Genomic DNA, 16,771 nt, shown 5'->3' on the forward strand with positions numbered 1-16,771 from the left:
GGCGCCCTGCCGCAGACAGTACAACTGGTACGGCAAGGCAGGGCAACAATGCCAGGAAGCTTTTCAGCTGCTAAAAGCCTGCCCTATGAAATGATCGTGAACAGGCTCTAATTCTTGACCAGGCCGCCATCCACCACCAGGTTTTGCCCCGTCACCGCGCGCGACCAGGGCGAGGCGAAGAACAGCACCGCGTCGGCGAACTCTTCCGGCGTGGTGACGCGGCGCAATGGCGTGCTCGCGGCAATCAGGTCGAACACGGCATCCGGCGTGGCGGCAGAAGCGTCAGTGGTGCGCAGCAGGCCGCCCGACACCATGTTGACGGTGATGCCACCAGGCCCCAGGTCCTGCGCCAAGGTGCGCGTCAGGGAAAGCAGCGCCGCCTTGGCGGCGGTGTAGTCGTGGTAGGGCACCACCGGGTTCTGGAACAGGTTGGTGCCGATATTGACCACCCGCCCCCATCCCTGCGCAAGCATGCCGGGCAAGCAGGCCTGTACGGTATTGAGCGCGCCGCGCACCACGCCCTCGAATTGCTGCTGCAACCCTTCCCAGCCGAGATCATGCGCATGCGCCCGCGCATCGCCGTTGAACCTGAAGTCGGGCAGGGCGTTGTTGACCACCGTGGTGATCGCCTTGCCGAAATGCGCTTGCGCCTGCTCCGCCATCGCCCGCACGGCGTCGGCGTCGCTCACGTCCGCCCGGATTGCCAGGGCCCGCCCCGGCGCTTCGTCCGCCAAGGCCGCAGCAGCGTCCGCGCTATGCAGATAGTTCACGACCACGCTCGCTCCCTGATCGAGGAAAGCGCGGGCGATATGCCGGCCCAGCCCACGGCCTGCGCCGGTGACGAGCACGAGTTGTTCTTGAATCGGGAGTAGCGGTGAAGATGGATTGCCCATGCGATTCCTTTGCAATTTTTCATGGCAAAGGAATGCGCAGCAAACAAGCTGCGACAGGCATTCCTCCGCCAGTATGATCTGGATCAGGTATTACGGGTGTGGTCTCAGCCCTGAAGCAGATACTGCAACAGGGCACCCCGTGCCGAAAGACAGAACCATAGCATGGAATATAAAGAATTCACATCCGGCACCATGTGAAAATCACCATGAAAATCGTTATAATCTGGCAGCGAAACGGCAACACCTTAATTTTGCCGTTTCAATCCTAGGGGAGCCGCTTGCGGCTGAGAAATGGCAATTGCCATGACCCTTAGAGCCTGTTCACGATATTTTCATCGTTCCCGTTGCTTTGCATCAGATGTGGATGCAAGGCGCAAACCACAGCAGGGCTGATTGCCCTGCGAGGATTTGCAACGCAGCATACACTTTTGAGGCGAAGCAACCCTGTGGGCAATTCAGCAAAAAATCGCACTCGGCGTTGCCTGCCTTGACCAGGCAATCAGCATGGCCTACGGCAGACGTCTTGATTGCGTTTTTTTGCTGAATTGCGGGAACCATGAAAATATCGTGAACAGGCTCTTTACTTGATCCAGATCATGCTGGCGAAGGGAAGGAAATCACGCATATGGGCGTACTCCTTGCCGTTCGTCGATTATAGGAGTCACCACACAATGCTCAGTACGCAAGCCGCCCTCGCCTGGCTAGTCTTTTTCGCCGCCGTTTTCGCCATCGCCGGCATGGCCTATTCGCGCAGGTTCCGCGGCAACCTTGAAGAATACATCGTCGCGCGCAACAGCCAGGGCACGCTGGCCAGCATCATGACCTTGCTGGCTTCGTCGCTGGGCGCATGGATATTGTTCTCGCCCGCGCAGGCGGCGACCTGGGGCGGCCTGACCGCCGTGATCGGCTACGCCATCGGCGCGATGTCGCCGCGCATCGCCATGATCCCGCTCGGCAAGCGCATGCGCGAGCTGATGCCCAACGGCCACTCCCTCACCGAGTTCCTGGCGGCGCGCTACGGCAAGCCCATGTACCTGCTCGCGCTGACCATCATGCTGTTCTACCTGTTCATCGCCATGAGCGCCGAGATCACGGCCATCGCCAAGATGGTGACACTGCTGGCGCCCGTGCCGCTCTGGGCCACCGCCGCCATCGTGCTCGGCTTCACCCTGCTCTACACCACTTACGGCGGCCTGCGCGCCTCCATCTTTACCGACAAGGTGCAGATCGTCATCATCATCCCGTTGCTGGCGGCGCTGGTCTTCATCGGCTGGCAGGCCACCGGCGGCATTGCCCCGGTCGCGGAAAAGCTGCAGCAAACCGCGCCGCAGCTGATCAACCTTGAGGATATCGGCGGCATCAAGGCCGGGCTGACCTTCTTCGTCGCCATCCTGCTCACCGGCATCTTCCACCAGGGCAACTGGCAGCGCATCTACTCCGCCAAGGACATTCCCACCATGCGCAACGGCTTCCTGCTCGGCGGCCTGCTGGTCGTGCCCTTCATCTTCATCATGGGCCTTTTCGGGCTGGCCTTCATGGCGACGACACCGGATGGCGACAGCTCGGTGGCCTTGTTCAGCGTGGTCATGCCCAATATCCCGCTCTGGCTGGCCGTCGCCCTGATTCCGCTCGGCATCTCGCTGGTGATGTGCAGCGCGGACACGGCCATCAGCGCCATTTCGAGCATCGTGGCAGTGGACATCGGCCGGGTGATGCCGAAGCGCAGCGCCGCCAGCCTGATGCGCCTGTCGCGCTGGCTGGTGCTGCTGGTTGCAATACCCGTGCTGATTGTCGCCGCGCAAGGCTACAGCGTGCTCTACCTGTTCCTGCTGGCGGACCTGCTATGCGCCGCCGCGGCATTTCCCGTGTTCTTCGGCCTGTTCAGCCGCTCGCATACAGGCACGGAGGCCGTGACCGGGACGGTAGCGGGCTTGGCGGCCGGACTGTTCATGTTCCCCATGCCGGACCAGCCCGCCACCCACCTGCTCGAAGCCTTCCTGCTGGCCGCATTGACGCCTGTCGCGGTGATCGCCCTCACCCGCTTGATCAAGCGACGCAAACAACACTTCGAACTTGCCGCGCTGGCACATGCAAGCCGCAGGCTGGACCGGGAACAACTCTAAAGTCAGCTAGCCAACCAAAAGGGCGAGCGCAGCGATGCCAAGTGTGGGTTTGATTTTGAATTCCCCGTCTGGCTGCGCCGAGTAGCGCAGATCTGTCTGGAAAAAGAGCTTGCGTCTGTCTGAGCGCAGCGAGTTCAGCAAGCTCCCAGACAGATTGAGCAACGCAGGGGACCGGGAGCTTGCTCCCGGCGCAGACTCCGGGGTCGCCTTTGCTTTGGTTACTTTTATTTGGCGAAGCAAATGAAAGTAACTCGCTGACAAGCGAAAGGCAACGATTCAATGGTTTGCGATAAGGGGCAAGACCATGTTTGCTTAACTCATTATCCAAGCCCCAGACCCACCGAACTTCACGGTTTTTAGTCTTCATCCATATTGTGATTGACGAGAGGATGGGTTTCGCCCCGTCGGGCGAACCTATTTCTTTTGTTTCGCCAAAAGAAATAGGTGAAAGAAAAGGCGACCCGATTGTCTGCGTCCCTACACTACGTTCCGGGCAACCTGCGTTGCTCGCTTTTAATGGGGACTGGCTGAACTCGCTGCGCTCAGACAGACGCCAGTCCTTAATCCATTAAAAGCTGTGCTACTCGGCGCAGCCAGACGGGGAGGAAAAACCACAGCGACTTGGCTTCGCTGCGCTCGCCCTTGATTATTGGAGACAAATGGCCTATGGCGGAATCTTGAATCAAGAACTGCAAGACAGCATGGAACACCCTGCCTTGTGCCTGGCCCAATCCGGCCGCAGGCCGGCAAAACGTTCCTTGCCCGGCTGCTCGTCATAAGGCTTGCGCAGCACGTCCAGCAGCTCTTCTATCATGCTGGTATCGCCCGCGTCGGCCAGGTCTATGGCCTGCTGGGCAAGGTAGTTGCGCAGCACGTAACGCGGATTGGCCCGGTTCATGGCCTCGCGCCGCTCGGCAGGGTCGCGCCCGTCCGCGATCGTCGCCTGGGCGTATAGCTTGAGCCAGTCGCCGAACCTGGGCTTGAAGGTTTCCCACAATGCCGGACTGTAGGCTGCGCTCTGCAATACGGCCAAGTCGGGCTGAGCGGCATCCACCAAAGCCAGCTTGCGGAAAAACTCGGTCATGTCGATCTCGGCCTGGGTCATGAGGCCGAACACTTCATTGAGCAAGGGCTCATAGTCGTCGCGCCATGCACTGAAGCCGAACTTGACCGCCAGCACGGCGCCCCACTCTTTGTTGTAAGCCTGGTCGTAAAGCATGAGGCCTTCGTCGTAGATCTCGCGTTCTGGCTTCAAGGCATATAGCGCCTGCGCCAGGCGCTCCAGGTTCCAGCGCGCGATGTCGGGCTGGCGGCCGAAGCAATAGCGGCGGCCTGCCGCGTCGGTGGTGTTGGGGGTCCAGCCCGGGTCGAAATTGTCCACCCAGCCGTACGGGCCGTAATCGATGGTCAGGCCGAGGATGGACATATTGTCGGTGTTCATCACGCCGTGCACGAAGCCCACGCGCATCCATTGCGCGATCAGGCGCGCGGTGCGCACGCAGACGATGGCGAACCATTCTGCAAACCGCTCTTCTTCCGGGTAATCCTTCAGTTCGGGAAAATCGCGGTCGATGGTGAAATCCACCAGCGTTTGCAAGGTTTCCCTGTCGTCGCGCATGGCGAAAATCTCGAAATTGCCAAAGCGGATGAACGAAGGCGACACCCGGCAGACGATCGCGCCCTTTTCCGCCTGTGGGTTGCCGTTGTAGAACATGTCGCGGATCACGACGTCGCCGGTCTGCACCAGGCTCAGGGCGCGTGTCGTGGGGATGCCGAGGTGGTACATGGCCTCGCTGCAGAGGAATTCGCGCACCGAGGAGCGCAGCACTGCGCGCCCGTCCGCCATGCGCGAATACGGCGTCACGCCCGCGCCCTTGAGCTGCAGTTCCCAGCGCTGGCCTTGGGGAGTGACCACCTCGCCCAGGCTGATGGCCCGTCCATCCCCCAGCTGCCCCGCCCAGTTGCCGAACTGGTGCCCGCCGTAACACATGGCATAGGGCTCCATGCCTGGAATCAGGCCGTTGCCGCCCAGCGCGCTTACCCACGCCGGCGACTTGATCTCCTCCTCGCTCAGCCCCAGCGTTTGCAGCATCTCGGGCGAATAGGCGAGCAGCCTGGGCGCAGACACCGAAGTCGGCATCACCCTGGACCAACAGGCGCCATATACCTGGCGCAACTGGTTGCTGGTTTCCGGGTCGCCCGGCAGCTCTCGCAAGAAACGGTTATCAAAAGTAAGCATGGTCAAAGTATGGGGGCCGATCAATAAGGTTCAAGAAGCAGGGAAGGTATATAGGAATGACAGCGTCCCGTATTGTATGTTCTCCCGTGAGATAAATTAAATTGGCAGATGCTTAAAAAACAAGCAGGATCAATTTATGCATGGCATAACAGCGGCTTATTTATTCAATGCCCATCATGCCCACAAAGTTACCCACAGAAATTGTTGAGGCCGGTGCATAATCGGGCTTGCACCGAACCTCAAGGGCAAACACCTGTCTTCCACAACATCCTGATGAACGACACTTGCAAGCGATGATTCCATTTTCCATCCTCGACCTCTGCCCCATCGTGCAGGGCAGCACGCCCGCGCAGGCCTTCAACAACTCCATTGAACTGGCGCAAGTTGGGGAAGAGTCAGGCTACCGGCGTTTCTGGCTGGCGGAGCACCATAACATGCCGGGCATCGCCAGCGCGGCGACTGCCGTCGTCATTGGCCATGTCGCCGGCCACACCAAGACCATACGCGTCGGCGCGGGCGGCATCATGCTGCCCAACCATGCCCCGCTGGCGATCGCGGAGCAATTCGGCACGCTGGAATCGCTTTACCCGGGGCGCATCGACCTCGGGCTGGGCCGCGCACCTGGCAGCGACATGGCTACCGCGCGTGCCTTGCGGCGCAACCTGCATGCGCATGGTGAGGATTTCCCCGAACTGGTGGCCGAACTGCAGGACTACTTCGCCTTGCCACAGCCGGGCCAAGGCATCAGGGCGGTGCCCGGCGCAGGGCTGACCATCCCCATCTGGATACTGGGCTCCAGCCTCTACGGAGCCCAATTTGCCGCAGCCCATGGCTTGCCATTCGCGTTTGCCTCGCACTTTGCCCCCACCTTCCTGTTGCAGGCGCTGGACACTTACCGCCGCAACTTCCAGCCCTCCGCCTCGCTGGACAAGCCCTACTTCATGGTCACGGCCAATATGCTGGTCGCCGACACCGATGAAGAAGCGCGCTACTGGTTCAGCTCCCAGCAGCAAGGCTTCACCAACCTCCACCGCGGCACACCGGGACAATTGCCGCCGCCGGTGGACGACATCGAGCAATACTGGACGCCTGCCGAGAAAATCGGCGTGGAACGCATGCTGGCCTGTTCGCTGGTCGGCTCCGCCGCCACCGTGGAAGCCGGCTTGAGGAAATTGCTCAATGACCTTGCGCCCGACGAATTGATGGTGACCGGCCATGTATTCGACCAAGCGGTCAGGCTGCAGTCGTACCGGGCCGTGGCCGCCATCCGCGACAAGCTGGCGGCGGAATGAAAAAGGCCAGGCGTCGGCCTGGCCCATTGAGAAGAAATGTATTTTAGTAGAGAGGATGTTGGTGCTGGCGTCTGCGCCTGCTGATCAGGCCCATCACGCCCAGGCCCAGCGCCAGCATGCCGTAGGTGCTGGGTTCGGGCACGGCAGTGACCACCACGCCATCCAGGAATGAACCGTACGAAGGCGCATTCTGCGGCTCTATCGAGACGAACTTCAAAGTGGTCAGGCTATCGGAGGCCAGCAGGTTGGTGAAGTGGTACTCCACCCATCCGCTATGCGAGGTGACCGAGGTTGCCACCACCTGGCTCCCGCCCCAATACACTTCCAATGCGCTGTTCAGGTCGCCTGGAGTATCCGAGCGGCCGGAATAGGCAAAGCTGAGGTTGTACAAACCGCCGGAAGTCGTTGTCAGGTCCTGCCAGATCGAGGTCAGGTTGGTCGAGTTCAGCTCCAGGTACTGTTCCCCTTCGAATGCAGTATTGAATGCGGGCCAACCGCCATGATCGCTGCCGCGCTGTATTTCGAACACGCCGTCCGAGCTCCAGCCAGTCACCGCAGGCAACTGTTCCCAGGAACCCGAGATGGCATCAGCCTCGAAGCCCCCGTTCACCACGATGTTCGCTGCATTCACCCCGCTGCTTGCAGCCAGTAGCGCCCCACAAATCGCCATAGTCAGTTTATTCATTTTCTCTTCCTTCTCATCGTCATTTGCTTTAAGAAAAGTACGTTTGCCCGGCTATGAGCGCCAGGTGGACCGAGCATGCATGGCAACCATGTGCCTTACTGTGCGCTAGCGCACATAACTTGATGATTTATAGGAAAATTAGCCCAATCGGACTAATACACGGCAATTGGCCCTTCCAAGCCGGATCGATCGGCATATACTGCATTGCAGCACCTGCTTGGAGGCCAAATGGACATTCCGTTCAGCCCGCATGGCAATACCTTGATCAACGCGCTGCCGCTGGAGGATCAGCGGCAGCTGTTAGCAAGCCTGGAACCGCTTTCCATGCAGCTGGGCGAGGTGTTGTACGAATCGGAACAATTATTGAAGTACGTGTTCTTTCCTGTCGATGCCATCGTCTCCCTGCTCTACGTCATGGAGAACGGCGCATCGACGGAAATTGCGGTGGTCGGGGAGGAAGGCATGGTCGGCACGCCGGTCATCATGGGCACCAATACCTCTTCCTGCCGCGCCGTGGTGCAGAGCGCCGGGTATGGCTACCGCATCCGCGCCGGCACCTTGAAGCAGATTTTCGACCGCCGTCCTGCCGTCGCGCACCTGTTCCTGCGCTACACCCAGGCCCTCATCACCCAAATCACCCAGACCGCCGTCTGCAACCGGCATTGCGTGCTGGAACAGCAGCTATGTCGCTGGCTGTTGCTCAGCCTGGACCGGCTGCACAAAACCGAGCTCATCATGACGCAGGAGCTCATCGCCAACATGCTGGGCGTCAGGCGCGAAGGCATCACCGAAGCGGCGGGGAAACTGCAGAAACAAGGGCTGATCAGCTACAGCCGCGGCCATATCCACGTGTTGAACCGGCCAGGCCTCGAACGCATGGCATGCGAGTGCTACCAGGTCGTACGCCAGGCATACGCCTCGCTGCTATACGCGTAAACCTAAGAACTCTAAAATACCGCCTCGGCCGTATTGTTGCGGTCGATGATCTCGCGCATGGTGTTGCCTTGCTCGCACTGGGCAAAGCGGCACTCCGCATCCACCATGTCGCTGCTGCATCCGCCCAGCAAGGGGCAACTGGCGAACAGCTCGGCGATCCAGTCCACGAAAGCCCGGACCTTGGGCGACAAGTGCCGGTTGTGCAGGTAGACCACTGAAATCGGGTGGCTGGACGGCTGCCATTGCGGCAGGACTTCCACCAACTCGCCGGATTGAAGATGCGGCAGCACCATGTAGCGCGGCGCCTGGATCAGGCCGAAGCCCTGCAATGCGCAGGCGACATAGGCCTCGGCGTCGTTGACCGCGACCTTGCCGACGCCGCGCACTTCCATCACCTTGCCGTCCACGACAAAATCCCAGTCCATGTTCCGCCCCGTGCGGCTGGAAAAATAATTCACGGCATGGTGCTGCTCCAGGTCTTCCAGTGTCGTGGGCACGCCGTGCTGCTCCAGGTAGCGCGGCGAAGCGCAGGTCACCACACCGAACGCGCCGATGCGGCGGGCGACCATGCTGGAATCCTGCAACCCGCCCATGCGCACCACACAATCCACCGCCTCCTGCACCATGTCCACCGGGCGGTCGCTCATGCCGATCACCAGCTCCACGTCCGGGTAGCGCGTGTAGAAATCGCATAGTTTCGGAATGATGATCAGGCGGCCGATCGAGGGCGGCACGTCGATGCGCAGCCGCCCGCTCGGCCCGCGCGTCACGTCGCGGAACAAGGCTTCGGTCTCGTCCACCTCGGCCAGGATGCGCATGCAGCGCTCGTAGTAGGCCGCGCCGTCCGGCGTCAGGCTCAGGCGCCGCGTGGTGCGGTTGAGCAGGCGCACCTTGAGCAGGCCTTCCAGCGCCTGGATGGTGGTCGTCACCGTCGTGCGCGGCAAGCCGAGGCTATCCGCCGCGCGCGTGAAACTGTTGGCATCCACCACCCGGGTGAATACCTGCATTGCCTGGAATCGGTCCATATTTAAGACATTCCTTCATACTTAGATCAACAATTATTATGAATAATACTAACAATTCACTAAAAATTGATAAATTGTTTTAAATATAGACAAGTCGATACGGGGGCGCTCATTGATCCTCCGTACACATTGGAATTAAAATCTTGGCGACGTCTTCATTTTTGATTATATTGATGACAACTCACAAAATAAGGATCCAGCCATGTCCCGTACGAAGACCACCACAATGACAGTGCGCCTGAGCGGCCCCTTGAGTGAATTCGTCTCTGCCAACGTAGGCGAACAAGGCAACTATGAGAATGTCAGTGAATATGTGCGCGACCTCATCCGCCGCGACAAGGAAGCCAAGGAAACTGCCGCATTCAAGCGGCTCAAGGCAGAGCTATCCCATGCTTACTCCGCTCCGGAGTCCTCGTACCAACCGTTGACGGCATCCGAAGTCATCGCACGCAACCGGACTTGAACCAGCCATGGCACAGATACGCATCCAGGAGGCCGCATCCTGGCGGCTTGATGAGATCTATCGCCACACTCGCGACCGCTGGGGCCAGCAGCAGGCCGATCGCTACATCACTGGCCTGTTCGAGGCATTTGACAGTATCGCAACTCACCAGACGGCCTCCCGCGTCATTCCAGCCGAGTTCGGCATTGATGGCTACTTCTTCCAGTACGAGCGACACTTCGCCTACTGGCGCCAACTATCGAACGGTGACATCGGTATCGTGACCATTCTGCATGAGCGCATGCACCAGATCGATCGCTTCCGGGAAGATTTCGGGCTGTGACCACCTGCTGTTACATCCCCTTATCGTAATATCTCGAACGAGGACGCGCTCCACCTGCATTTTATTCATCTGGTCCGATAAATGACACGAAGCATTCCCAATACGCCTGCTCAGTATCTTGCAGGCTATATCGCTGGGATGCGCCTATAACAAAAAAAGCACAGCATGATCTTTATCGTGATGCTGTGCTTTTGGGAGATGAATTGCATGCCGGGTCAAACCCGGCATCCGCCTCTTGAAAATGGTCAGAAGGTATATTTCATGGAAGCCATGAAGTTGCGCGGCGCGCCGAAAGTGCCAAAGTTGTTGGCTACCGTCGAGTAGTATTCCTTATCCAACGCATTGTTTAAATTCAGCGAAACAGACAGATTGCTGCTCACCTCATAACGCGCCATCAGGTTAACCAGGGCCACACTGCCTTGCGTGTACTCGATGGCGCTACCGCTCCGGATGGAATTCTGCCAGTTCAAGCCTCCGCCCAGCGTCAGCTTGTTCCACGCACCCGGCAAGCGATAGGTGGTGAACAACTTCAGGGTGTGTAGCGGCAATCGAGTAAACGCACGCTCGCCATGCTCATCTTCCGTACGCGCATAGGAGTAGCCAGCGCCAGTCTGCCAGCCTTCGGTCAATTTTCCATTCACCTCGAGCTCAACGCCGCGTGTTCGGGTTTCGCCTTGCACTTCGTAAAAGCGGACATTGGGGTCCCAGAAGGCCAGATTTTCCACATCCATCTGAAACACGGCGAGATTAGCGGTCAGCCGGCCGCCATTGAAACTGGCCTTGACGCCCGCCTCGTAACCTTCCCCCTTCTCGGGGTCGGGCGAAGCGCCAGGGCGGCCGTACAAGAATACGACGCCTTCCTGCGGCTGGAATATCTTGGTGTAGCTACCGTATACCGACCAAGTGTCGTTGAGTGCATGGACAAGCCCTACATATGGCACGAACACATCTTCCTTGCGCTTGCCTGATCCCTCGTCCAGTTGCCAATGCGCACTACGTCCGCCCAGCAGCAGGCTGGTGGCATCGCTGAGTTGGAAGCGAGCGTTCAGATAAGCGCTATATTGACGTTCACGAAAACCTCCTTTGCCCGTTTTGAAAAATTCGGGGGCAGGCGCAGTATCTGTCCAGTCATAGATATTAAAGTCGGCCGGATAGCTCATCCAATCATAATCGAAAAGAGTGGTACTGGAACGGCTGCGCGACAATGTGACGCCGCCGATCAGTTCATGATCTCGTCCGAACAGCGAAAACACGCCGCTCACGTATGCATCAAGGTTGTTCTGACGGGTTTTGCTGCTCCAGCGGTAAGGCCAGACTTCCATGCCATTTCCGGTTGCCGCGTCAATTGTCTGCGTGACGCCCACAGTGATGGCATCATCATCATAACGCGTCTGGCTGTATTCCACCTTGCCTATCCAGTTTGTTCCGAAGCGGTGCTCGAGCGAGGCGAAAATATTGTTCGACTCATGATCGTAGTAATTCCATGAAGTCGTTCCATCGTCGGATGGCGAAAGCTTGATCCGTTGACCGTTCGTAAAGAACAATGGACGCCCCAGGATGGTGGAATCGGTCTTCTGGTCTAAATGGTTGAAACCAATGGTAAACAGAGTGTGTTCACTCAGATCGAATTCAGCGATACCGTATAGCGCAAGATTCTTCTGGTCGAAACGCTTTGCCCACGCGCCTTCTTCGCTGTAGTTTGCCGCCAGGCGGGCACGCGCAGTACCACTTTCGTTCAGCGGGCCGGAAATATCCATGCCAACTCCATAGCGATCCCAGTTGCCTGCCTGGGCAGTCACGAACTTCTGTGGCACGGCAGTCGGACGTTTGCGGATCAGGTTAATCGTCGCAGCGGGCGTGCCCAGTCCGTTCATAATGCCGGTAGCACCGCGCACCACCTCAACCCGGTCATAAGCCGCCGTATTTGACAACAGAGGTCCGACCGCAAGCGAGGTCGGCACACCTTCGATCTGATAATTGCGCAGGCGGGAACCACGCGCGAAAATGTCGGTGCCATCAATACCTTCACCAATAAAGGTTCTCTGAACGATGATGCCCGGTGTGGCATCGAGCACATCGAGCAGCGTATCAAGCTTCTGGTCATCCATGCGCTGACGCGTCATCACAGTGACAGCCTGCGGCGTTTCCTGCGGCGTTAAATTGAGTCGTGTCGAACTGCTTGTCGACCAGGTAGTGTAAGACCCCGTACCTTCGGTCGTCGAACCCGGCGCCTTGCCGGAAATGCTGACTGCCACCTCGGGCAACACGGCAACTGATCCCCGCTCCATCTGCCGTTCAGGAATCACTCTGATAATGAAATTGCCCTGTTGCTGTTCCTCTGCCTGCAGTCCCAGCGGCGTCAACAATGACGATAAACCTTGCCGCACCGAATAATCGCCGTGCAAACCCGGGGTTTCACGCCCCTGGACCAGCGCGGGCTCCACAGTGATATTGATGCCGGTCTGCACGGCAAATTCCGTAATAGCGGCAGCCAGCGAACCAGCGGCAATGTTCAGCTCCCTGACCTCGGCCTGCCTTGTGACTTGTTCGGCATGCACCTCATGCCAGTTGGCAGTGCCAGCCGCCATGCCGATAGCCAACACTGCCGCATGCACAGCATGATGGATGCGAAAGCGCGATGAGATATTTGCAGCCTGCACGTATTGGGAAACCGTGCTTTGGGGTTGATGACGCAATGACATATGTTCCTTCCTGTAATGTTAATCGTTTTTGTTACGTCAACAGACAGGACACGACAGGCAGGTAAAAGGGGCCAGAACGAGAGGATTATTTTTTATAGCATCAAACTACCGCGCTACCACAGTGACCCAATAGCGCGTTCTGTATTCGAGCTTGACCGGGAACACCTTGGCAAGGTTGAGCAGGATGGCGTCGGTATCCTGCAATTGGTAAGCCCCCGTCACGCGGATATCCGCCACGGCGGGATCGCAGCGCAGGATGCCCGGACGATAGCGCGCAAGTTCGGCAATGAAATCGCCCAGGCGGGTTTCATCGGCAGAAATCACGCCGCGCGTCCAATTCAACTCGCGGGGAGACAATGCTTGCGGCTGGTCGATGGCATCGGCATCGAAGCGGGTTTCTTCATTGGCATGGAGGATGTCAGTCCTGGCCCCATTGCTGATTTGCACAGCCCCCTCCTGCACCGCCACAAACACATGGTCATCGATATGGCGCACGACAAAACGGGTGCCCAACGGCTGTACTCGCCCATAAGCGGTCTGCACGGTGAAGGGACGCGGCTTGCCATTCCGCTGGGCATCGGGATCGGGGGCGGTTGCGATGAGGATTTCCCCGCCACGCAGGTGTACGGTGCGTGATGCGGCGTTATAGTCAATGTCAACGCGGGTGGCGGTATTGAGCTGGATCACCGTGCCGTCTGCCAGGATAATGCGGCGCTGCTCTCCCGCGGCGGTGCGGTAATCGGCCAGCCAGCCTTGCTGCTCGCCGGAACGCCAGCCCAGCCAGCCGGCAGGCATGGCTGCAATCAGTATCGCCAGTTGCTTGATGGCCTTGCGCCGGTCCAGGCGCGTTTTGCGCCGCAATGTACTGCCCGTCTGCTGCGGCAGGTTCGACGCCAGGCCGCTGATGCGCCGGGCCTGTTGCCAGGCTTGCTCGTGGGCGGGATCAGCGCCCCGCCACTGTTCGAAGGCAACCAGCTCCTGTGGCGTGGCTTCTCCGGAATCGATCAGCACGAACCATTCCGCAGCCTGCATGGCGACCTGGCGAATTACAAGCTCCGGTGCAGCCATGGCGTCAGATGCTGCCTTGGTAGCTTGAGGCCAGTACGATGCATTCCGCCATGGCCTGCGCCATGTAGCGCTTGACCGAGCGCAAGCCGATGTCGAGCTGCTCGGCGATCTCGGCATAGGTCAGCCCCTCGACCTGCGATAGCACGAATACTTCCCTCACGATGGGGGACAAGCCGTTGAGCATGGCATCCACCTCGTTCAACGCATCGGCGATCAGCGCCTGCTGTTCCGGCGACGGGGCTTCCGCCTCCGGCATCAGCGCCAGCGCATCCAGCCAGGCCCGCTCCAGCGACGCCCTGCGGAAATGGTTCAACAGCACCCGGCGAGCCACTGTCGCCAGGTAAGCGCGCGGTTCGCGCAACGGCTCGTTTTCCAGGTTGCTCGACGAGAGCTCCGGCATCAGCAGGATGCGCATGAAGGTGTCCTGGGCAAGGTCGGCCGCTTCGGAATGGTTATTCAGGCGGCGATTGAGCCACAAGCGCAACCAGTGCTGGTGCTGTTGGTAAAGCTGCTCGGCCAGCAGGTGCGAGGGAAAATGCGACATCAGGACAGGTTCACGATTGGAAATAAGAATCAGTTCCCATTGTAATCAATAAATCGGGAAAACTCATCCGTGTGGTTGTTTTCATGCAATTTTTTACGGTATTGGCCGTACGTCCCGCGCGCTGGATCCCATTGTTTGCGAATTACGAATAGTGTTTCCACATTTATGTAGATTATTAAATTAGCAAAAACGATCACAATGTGTCGCATCCAATATCAGCCAATGCAGACCGATTGTGAACGAACCGCGCGTTTCCCGTGAAGACTTCATCATCCCCGGACCCGAGGGAGCGATCCCCGTCCGGCTGTACCGTCGTGCGCAGGTGGAAGACAACGTGCCGTTGGTGCTGTACTTCCACGGCGGCGGATTCAATGCGGGCTGCCTCGACGATGCGGACTTTCCCGCCAGTTTCATCGCGCACCATTGCCCTGCCGTCGTCCTTTCCGTCGGCTATGCCCTGGCGCCGCAGCATCCGTTCCCCGCAGCGCCGGAAGATGCATACGCCGCAGCGCAATGGGCCGCGCGCAACGCGCGCCGCCTGAACACGGCCGCCAAGCTGCTCGTGGTCGCAGGGGACGATGCGGGCGGCAGTATCGCAGCGGGCCTGAGCATGATGGCGCGCGACCGCGGGGAATTCAGCATTGCCGCGCAAGTGCTGATCGCGCCGATGCTGGACCCGAGCATGACCCTGCTGGGCGACGCCGCCAGGCTCAAATCCGAGCTCACCGCGGCGCAATGCGCGCAGCGATACCAGCAATACCTGCCCAAGTGCACGCAACGCATGCACCCCTATGCCGCGCCGCTGGAATCGCTGCGCCTTGCCGGCCTGCCCGCCGCCATGATCGCCACTGCCGAATGCGACGTGCTGCATATCGAGGCGGAAAAATACGCCAGCGCCTTGATCAAGGCCGGCATCCCTACCCAGGTGTCACGTTTTGCCGGTGTCCAGCATGCCGAATTGCCCGCCCACCAGCCCATGCTGCACGAGGTGGTGGAGTTCCTGCGACGCCAGGCGGGACACGCCGGTTTACCTATCAACAGCGGCTAACAGAACTCAGCGAAGTGCTCCTGACAGGAGCGTTTTGTCAGCCGCGCTAAATTTTGATTTCAACATTGAAGATGAGGAACATCATGTCTAAACCACTCCAACAAAAGAAATTCGCCGCATTGCTGGCGGCCGCCCTGGCAATCTCGGGCGGCGTCATCTTGTGGTCGCCCGCAAGCCACGAGGCCCAGGCCGACACCGCTGCCGCAACAAATGCCGCTACCGTGGACGTTGCCGTTGTCGCGCAGCAGGACATCACCGACTGGCAGGATTATTCCGGCCGCCTGGAGGCGGTCGAGCGCGTTGAAATCCGTCCCCTGGTTTCCGGCACGCTGACCAAGATCCATTTCAAGGACGGCGACCTGGTGAAGAAAGGCGACGTGCTGTTCACCATAGACCCGCGGCCGTTCGAGGCGGAGGTCGCGCGCGCCCAGGCCCAGCTGAGCGGCGCCGAGGCGCGGCTGGACTACACCAGCCACGACCTGGAACGCGCGGAGCGCCTGATCGGTGACAACGCCATTGCCCGCCGCGACTTCGAGGAAAAGCGCAACGCGGCGCTGGAGGCGAAAGCCGCATTGCTGGCAGCGCAGGCCGCATTGCAGACTGCCCGCCTCAACCTGGAATACAGCCGCATCACGGCACCGGTATCCGGCAGGATTTCGCGCGCCGAGGTGACGCTGGGCAATATCGTCTCCGCGGGCGCCAGCTCCACGCCGCTCACCACGCTGGTGTCTACCGACAACATCTACGCGGCGCTCGAGGTGGACGAGCAAAGCTACCTGAAATTCATCCAGCCCGGGCACACCAGCCAGCTCAAGGTCTTGCTGGGCCTGGCGAACGAGGACGGCTACAGCCGCGAAGGCCGCATCGGCTCGGTCGATAACCGCCTCGACACCGCATCGGGCACCATCCGCGTGCGCGCCGTGTTCGACAACCGCAAGGGCGACTTGCTGCCAGGGTTGTATGCGCGCGTCAGGCTGGGCAGCGGCAGCACCCACCCGGCATTACTGATAGACGAGAAAGCCGTGGGCACCGACCAGGACAAGCGCTACGTGCTGGTGGTCGATGCGCAGAACCAGGCCAATTACCGCGAGATACGGCTAGGCGCGGCCCATGGCGAGCTGCGCGTGGTGGAAAGCGGCCTGCAGCCGGGCGAACGCATCGTGGTCAATGGCCTGCAACGCGTGCGTCCCGGCAGCCAGGTCAGCCCGCATCTGATCGCCATGCCTGGCAGCGAGTCGCCATTGGCCCAGGTTCGGGCAGAGGAAGCCATCCACACGATCCGCAGCCTACCCAATAAACAGCAAAAGGCCGTCAACGCATGAGAGCCTATTCATCCTCTTTTCACAGGGTACGTTGTCCCGCCAAAGTCGGCGATGCAAGGCGAAAACCACAGTCGGGCCGTTGCCCGGCGAGGATTTGCAACGACGCAGC

At 59.5% G+C, this 16,771-nt stretch carries 14 protein-coding genes and 1 riboswitch; of the genes, 7 read left to right on the plus strand and 7 right to left on the minus strand.

Annotated features, from left to right (window positions below; translation table 11 throughout):
- Positions 1–107: 107 nt before the first annotated feature.
- On the minus strand, positions 108–893 hold the full coding sequence (locus ACJSDX_RS04755) for a 3-oxoacyl-ACP reductase (RefSeq protein WP_407993729.1): 786 nt from the start codon (positions 891–893) through the stop codon (positions 108–110).
- 43 nt (positions 894–936) lie between these two features.
- Positions 937–1,043: riboswitch (TPP riboswitch) on the minus strand.
- Positions 1,044–1,564: 521 nt separating this feature from the next.
- On the opposite strand from ACJSDX_RS04755, the gene ACJSDX_RS04760 reads away from it, so the two are divergent.
- A complete protein-coding gene (locus tag ACJSDX_RS04760) occupies positions 1,565–3,016 on the plus strand; it encodes a sodium:solute symporter family transporter (RefSeq protein ID WP_407993730.1) in 1,452 nt (483 codons plus the stop codon).
- A 682-nt stretch (positions 3,017–3,698) separates the two neighbouring features.
- Here the strand turns inward: ACJSDX_RS04760 and ACJSDX_RS04765 are convergent.
- Positions 3,699–5,255 carry a protein adenylyltransferase SelO gene (locus ACJSDX_RS04765; protein WP_407993731.1) on the minus strand — a complete coding sequence of 519 codons (1,557 nt, stop codon included), beginning with the start codon at positions 5,253–5,255 and terminating at the stop codon, positions 3,699–3,701.
- Positions 5,256–5,548: 293 nt separating this feature from the next.
- Between ACJSDX_RS04765 and ACJSDX_RS04770 the strand changes: the two genes are divergently transcribed.
- Positions 5,549–6,547, plus strand: coding sequence for an LLM class flavin-dependent oxidoreductase (locus ACJSDX_RS04770; protein WP_407993732.1), 999 nt, complete (start codon positions 5,549–5,551; stop codon positions 6,545–6,547).
- Between the two features lie 43 nt (positions 6,548–6,590).
- On the opposite strand, the gene ACJSDX_RS04775 is transcribed toward ACJSDX_RS04770, so the two are convergent.
- A complete protein-coding gene (locus tag ACJSDX_RS04775; RefSeq protein ID WP_309566846.1) occupies positions 6,591–7,232 on the minus strand; it encodes a DUF642 domain-containing protein in 642 nt (213 codons plus the stop codon).
- Positions 7,233–7,460: 228 nt separating this feature from the next.
- Between ACJSDX_RS04775 and ACJSDX_RS04780 the strand changes: the two genes are divergently transcribed.
- Positions 7,461–8,168: a Crp/Fnr family transcriptional regulator gene (locus ACJSDX_RS04780; RefSeq protein WP_407993733.1), complete on the plus strand. Its 708-nt coding sequence runs from the start codon at positions 7,461–7,463 to the stop codon at positions 8,166–8,168.
- A gap of 11 nt (positions 8,169–8,179) precedes the next feature.
- Here the strand turns inward: ACJSDX_RS04780 and ACJSDX_RS04785 are convergent, their stop codons facing one another.
- The gene (locus ACJSDX_RS04785; protein ID WP_309566844.1) at positions 8,180–9,193 is read right to left on the minus strand and encodes a LysR family transcriptional regulator; all 1,014 of its coding nucleotides are present in this window, start codon (positions 9,191–9,193) and stop codon (positions 8,180–8,182) included.
- Between the two features lie 202 nt (positions 9,194–9,395).
- On the opposite strand from ACJSDX_RS04785, the gene ACJSDX_RS04790 reads away from it, so the two are divergent.
- Entirely contained in the window at positions 9,396–9,656 is a 261-nt protein-coding gene (locus ACJSDX_RS04790; RefSeq protein WP_309566843.1) for a ribbon-helix-helix domain-containing protein, read from the plus strand.
- A 7-nt stretch (positions 9,657–9,663) separates the two neighbouring features.
- Complete coding sequence (locus ACJSDX_RS04795) at positions 9,664–9,978, plus strand: type II toxin-antitoxin system RelE/ParE family toxin (RefSeq protein WP_407993734.1); 315 nt, start codon at positions 9,664–9,666, stop codon at positions 9,976–9,978.
- A 245-nt stretch (positions 9,979–10,223) separates the two neighbouring features.
- Here the strand turns inward: ACJSDX_RS04795 and ACJSDX_RS04800 are convergent, their stop codons facing one another.
- The 3 genes from ACJSDX_RS04800 to ACJSDX_RS04810 form a co-directional block, all read right to left on the minus strand.
- Positions 10,224–12,680 (minus strand): TonB-dependent siderophore receptor, encoded by a 2,457-nt coding sequence (locus ACJSDX_RS04800; protein WP_407993735.1) that lies wholly within the window; start codon positions 12,678–12,680, stop codon positions 10,224–10,226.
- Positions 12,681–12,785: 105 nt separating this feature from the next.
- Positions 12,786–13,748: a FecR domain-containing protein gene (locus ACJSDX_RS04805; RefSeq protein ID WP_407993736.1), complete on the minus strand. Its 963-nt coding sequence runs from the start codon at positions 13,746–13,748 to the stop codon at positions 12,786–12,788.
- A 4-nt stretch (positions 13,749–13,752) separates the two neighbouring features.
- A complete protein-coding gene (locus ACJSDX_RS04810; protein WP_407993737.1) occupies positions 13,753–14,292 on the minus strand; it encodes a sigma-70 family RNA polymerase sigma factor in 540 nt (179 codons plus the stop codon).
- A gap of 235 nt (positions 14,293–14,527) precedes the next feature.
- Between ACJSDX_RS04810 and ACJSDX_RS04815 the strand changes: the two genes are divergently transcribed.
- Both ACJSDX_RS04815 and ACJSDX_RS04820 read left to right on the plus strand, forming a co-directional pair.
- On the plus strand, positions 14,528–15,340 hold the full coding sequence (locus ACJSDX_RS04815; RefSeq protein ID WP_407993738.1) for an alpha/beta hydrolase: 813 nt from the start codon (positions 14,528–14,530) through the stop codon (positions 15,338–15,340).
- An 83-nt stretch (positions 15,341–15,423) separates the two neighbouring features.
- A complete protein-coding gene (locus ACJSDX_RS04820; RefSeq protein WP_407993739.1) occupies positions 15,424–16,662 on the plus strand; it encodes an efflux RND transporter periplasmic adaptor subunit in 1,239 nt (412 codons plus the stop codon).
- Positions 16,663–16,771: the final 109 nt, after the last annotated feature.

Origin of the sequence: Methylobacillus draconifructus (assembly GCF_045984355.1) — a bacterium.
In the GTDB taxonomy this organism is placed as follows: Bacteria; Pseudomonadota; Gammaproteobacteria; order Burkholderiales; family Methylophilaceae; genus Methylobacillus; species Methylobacillus flagellatus_A.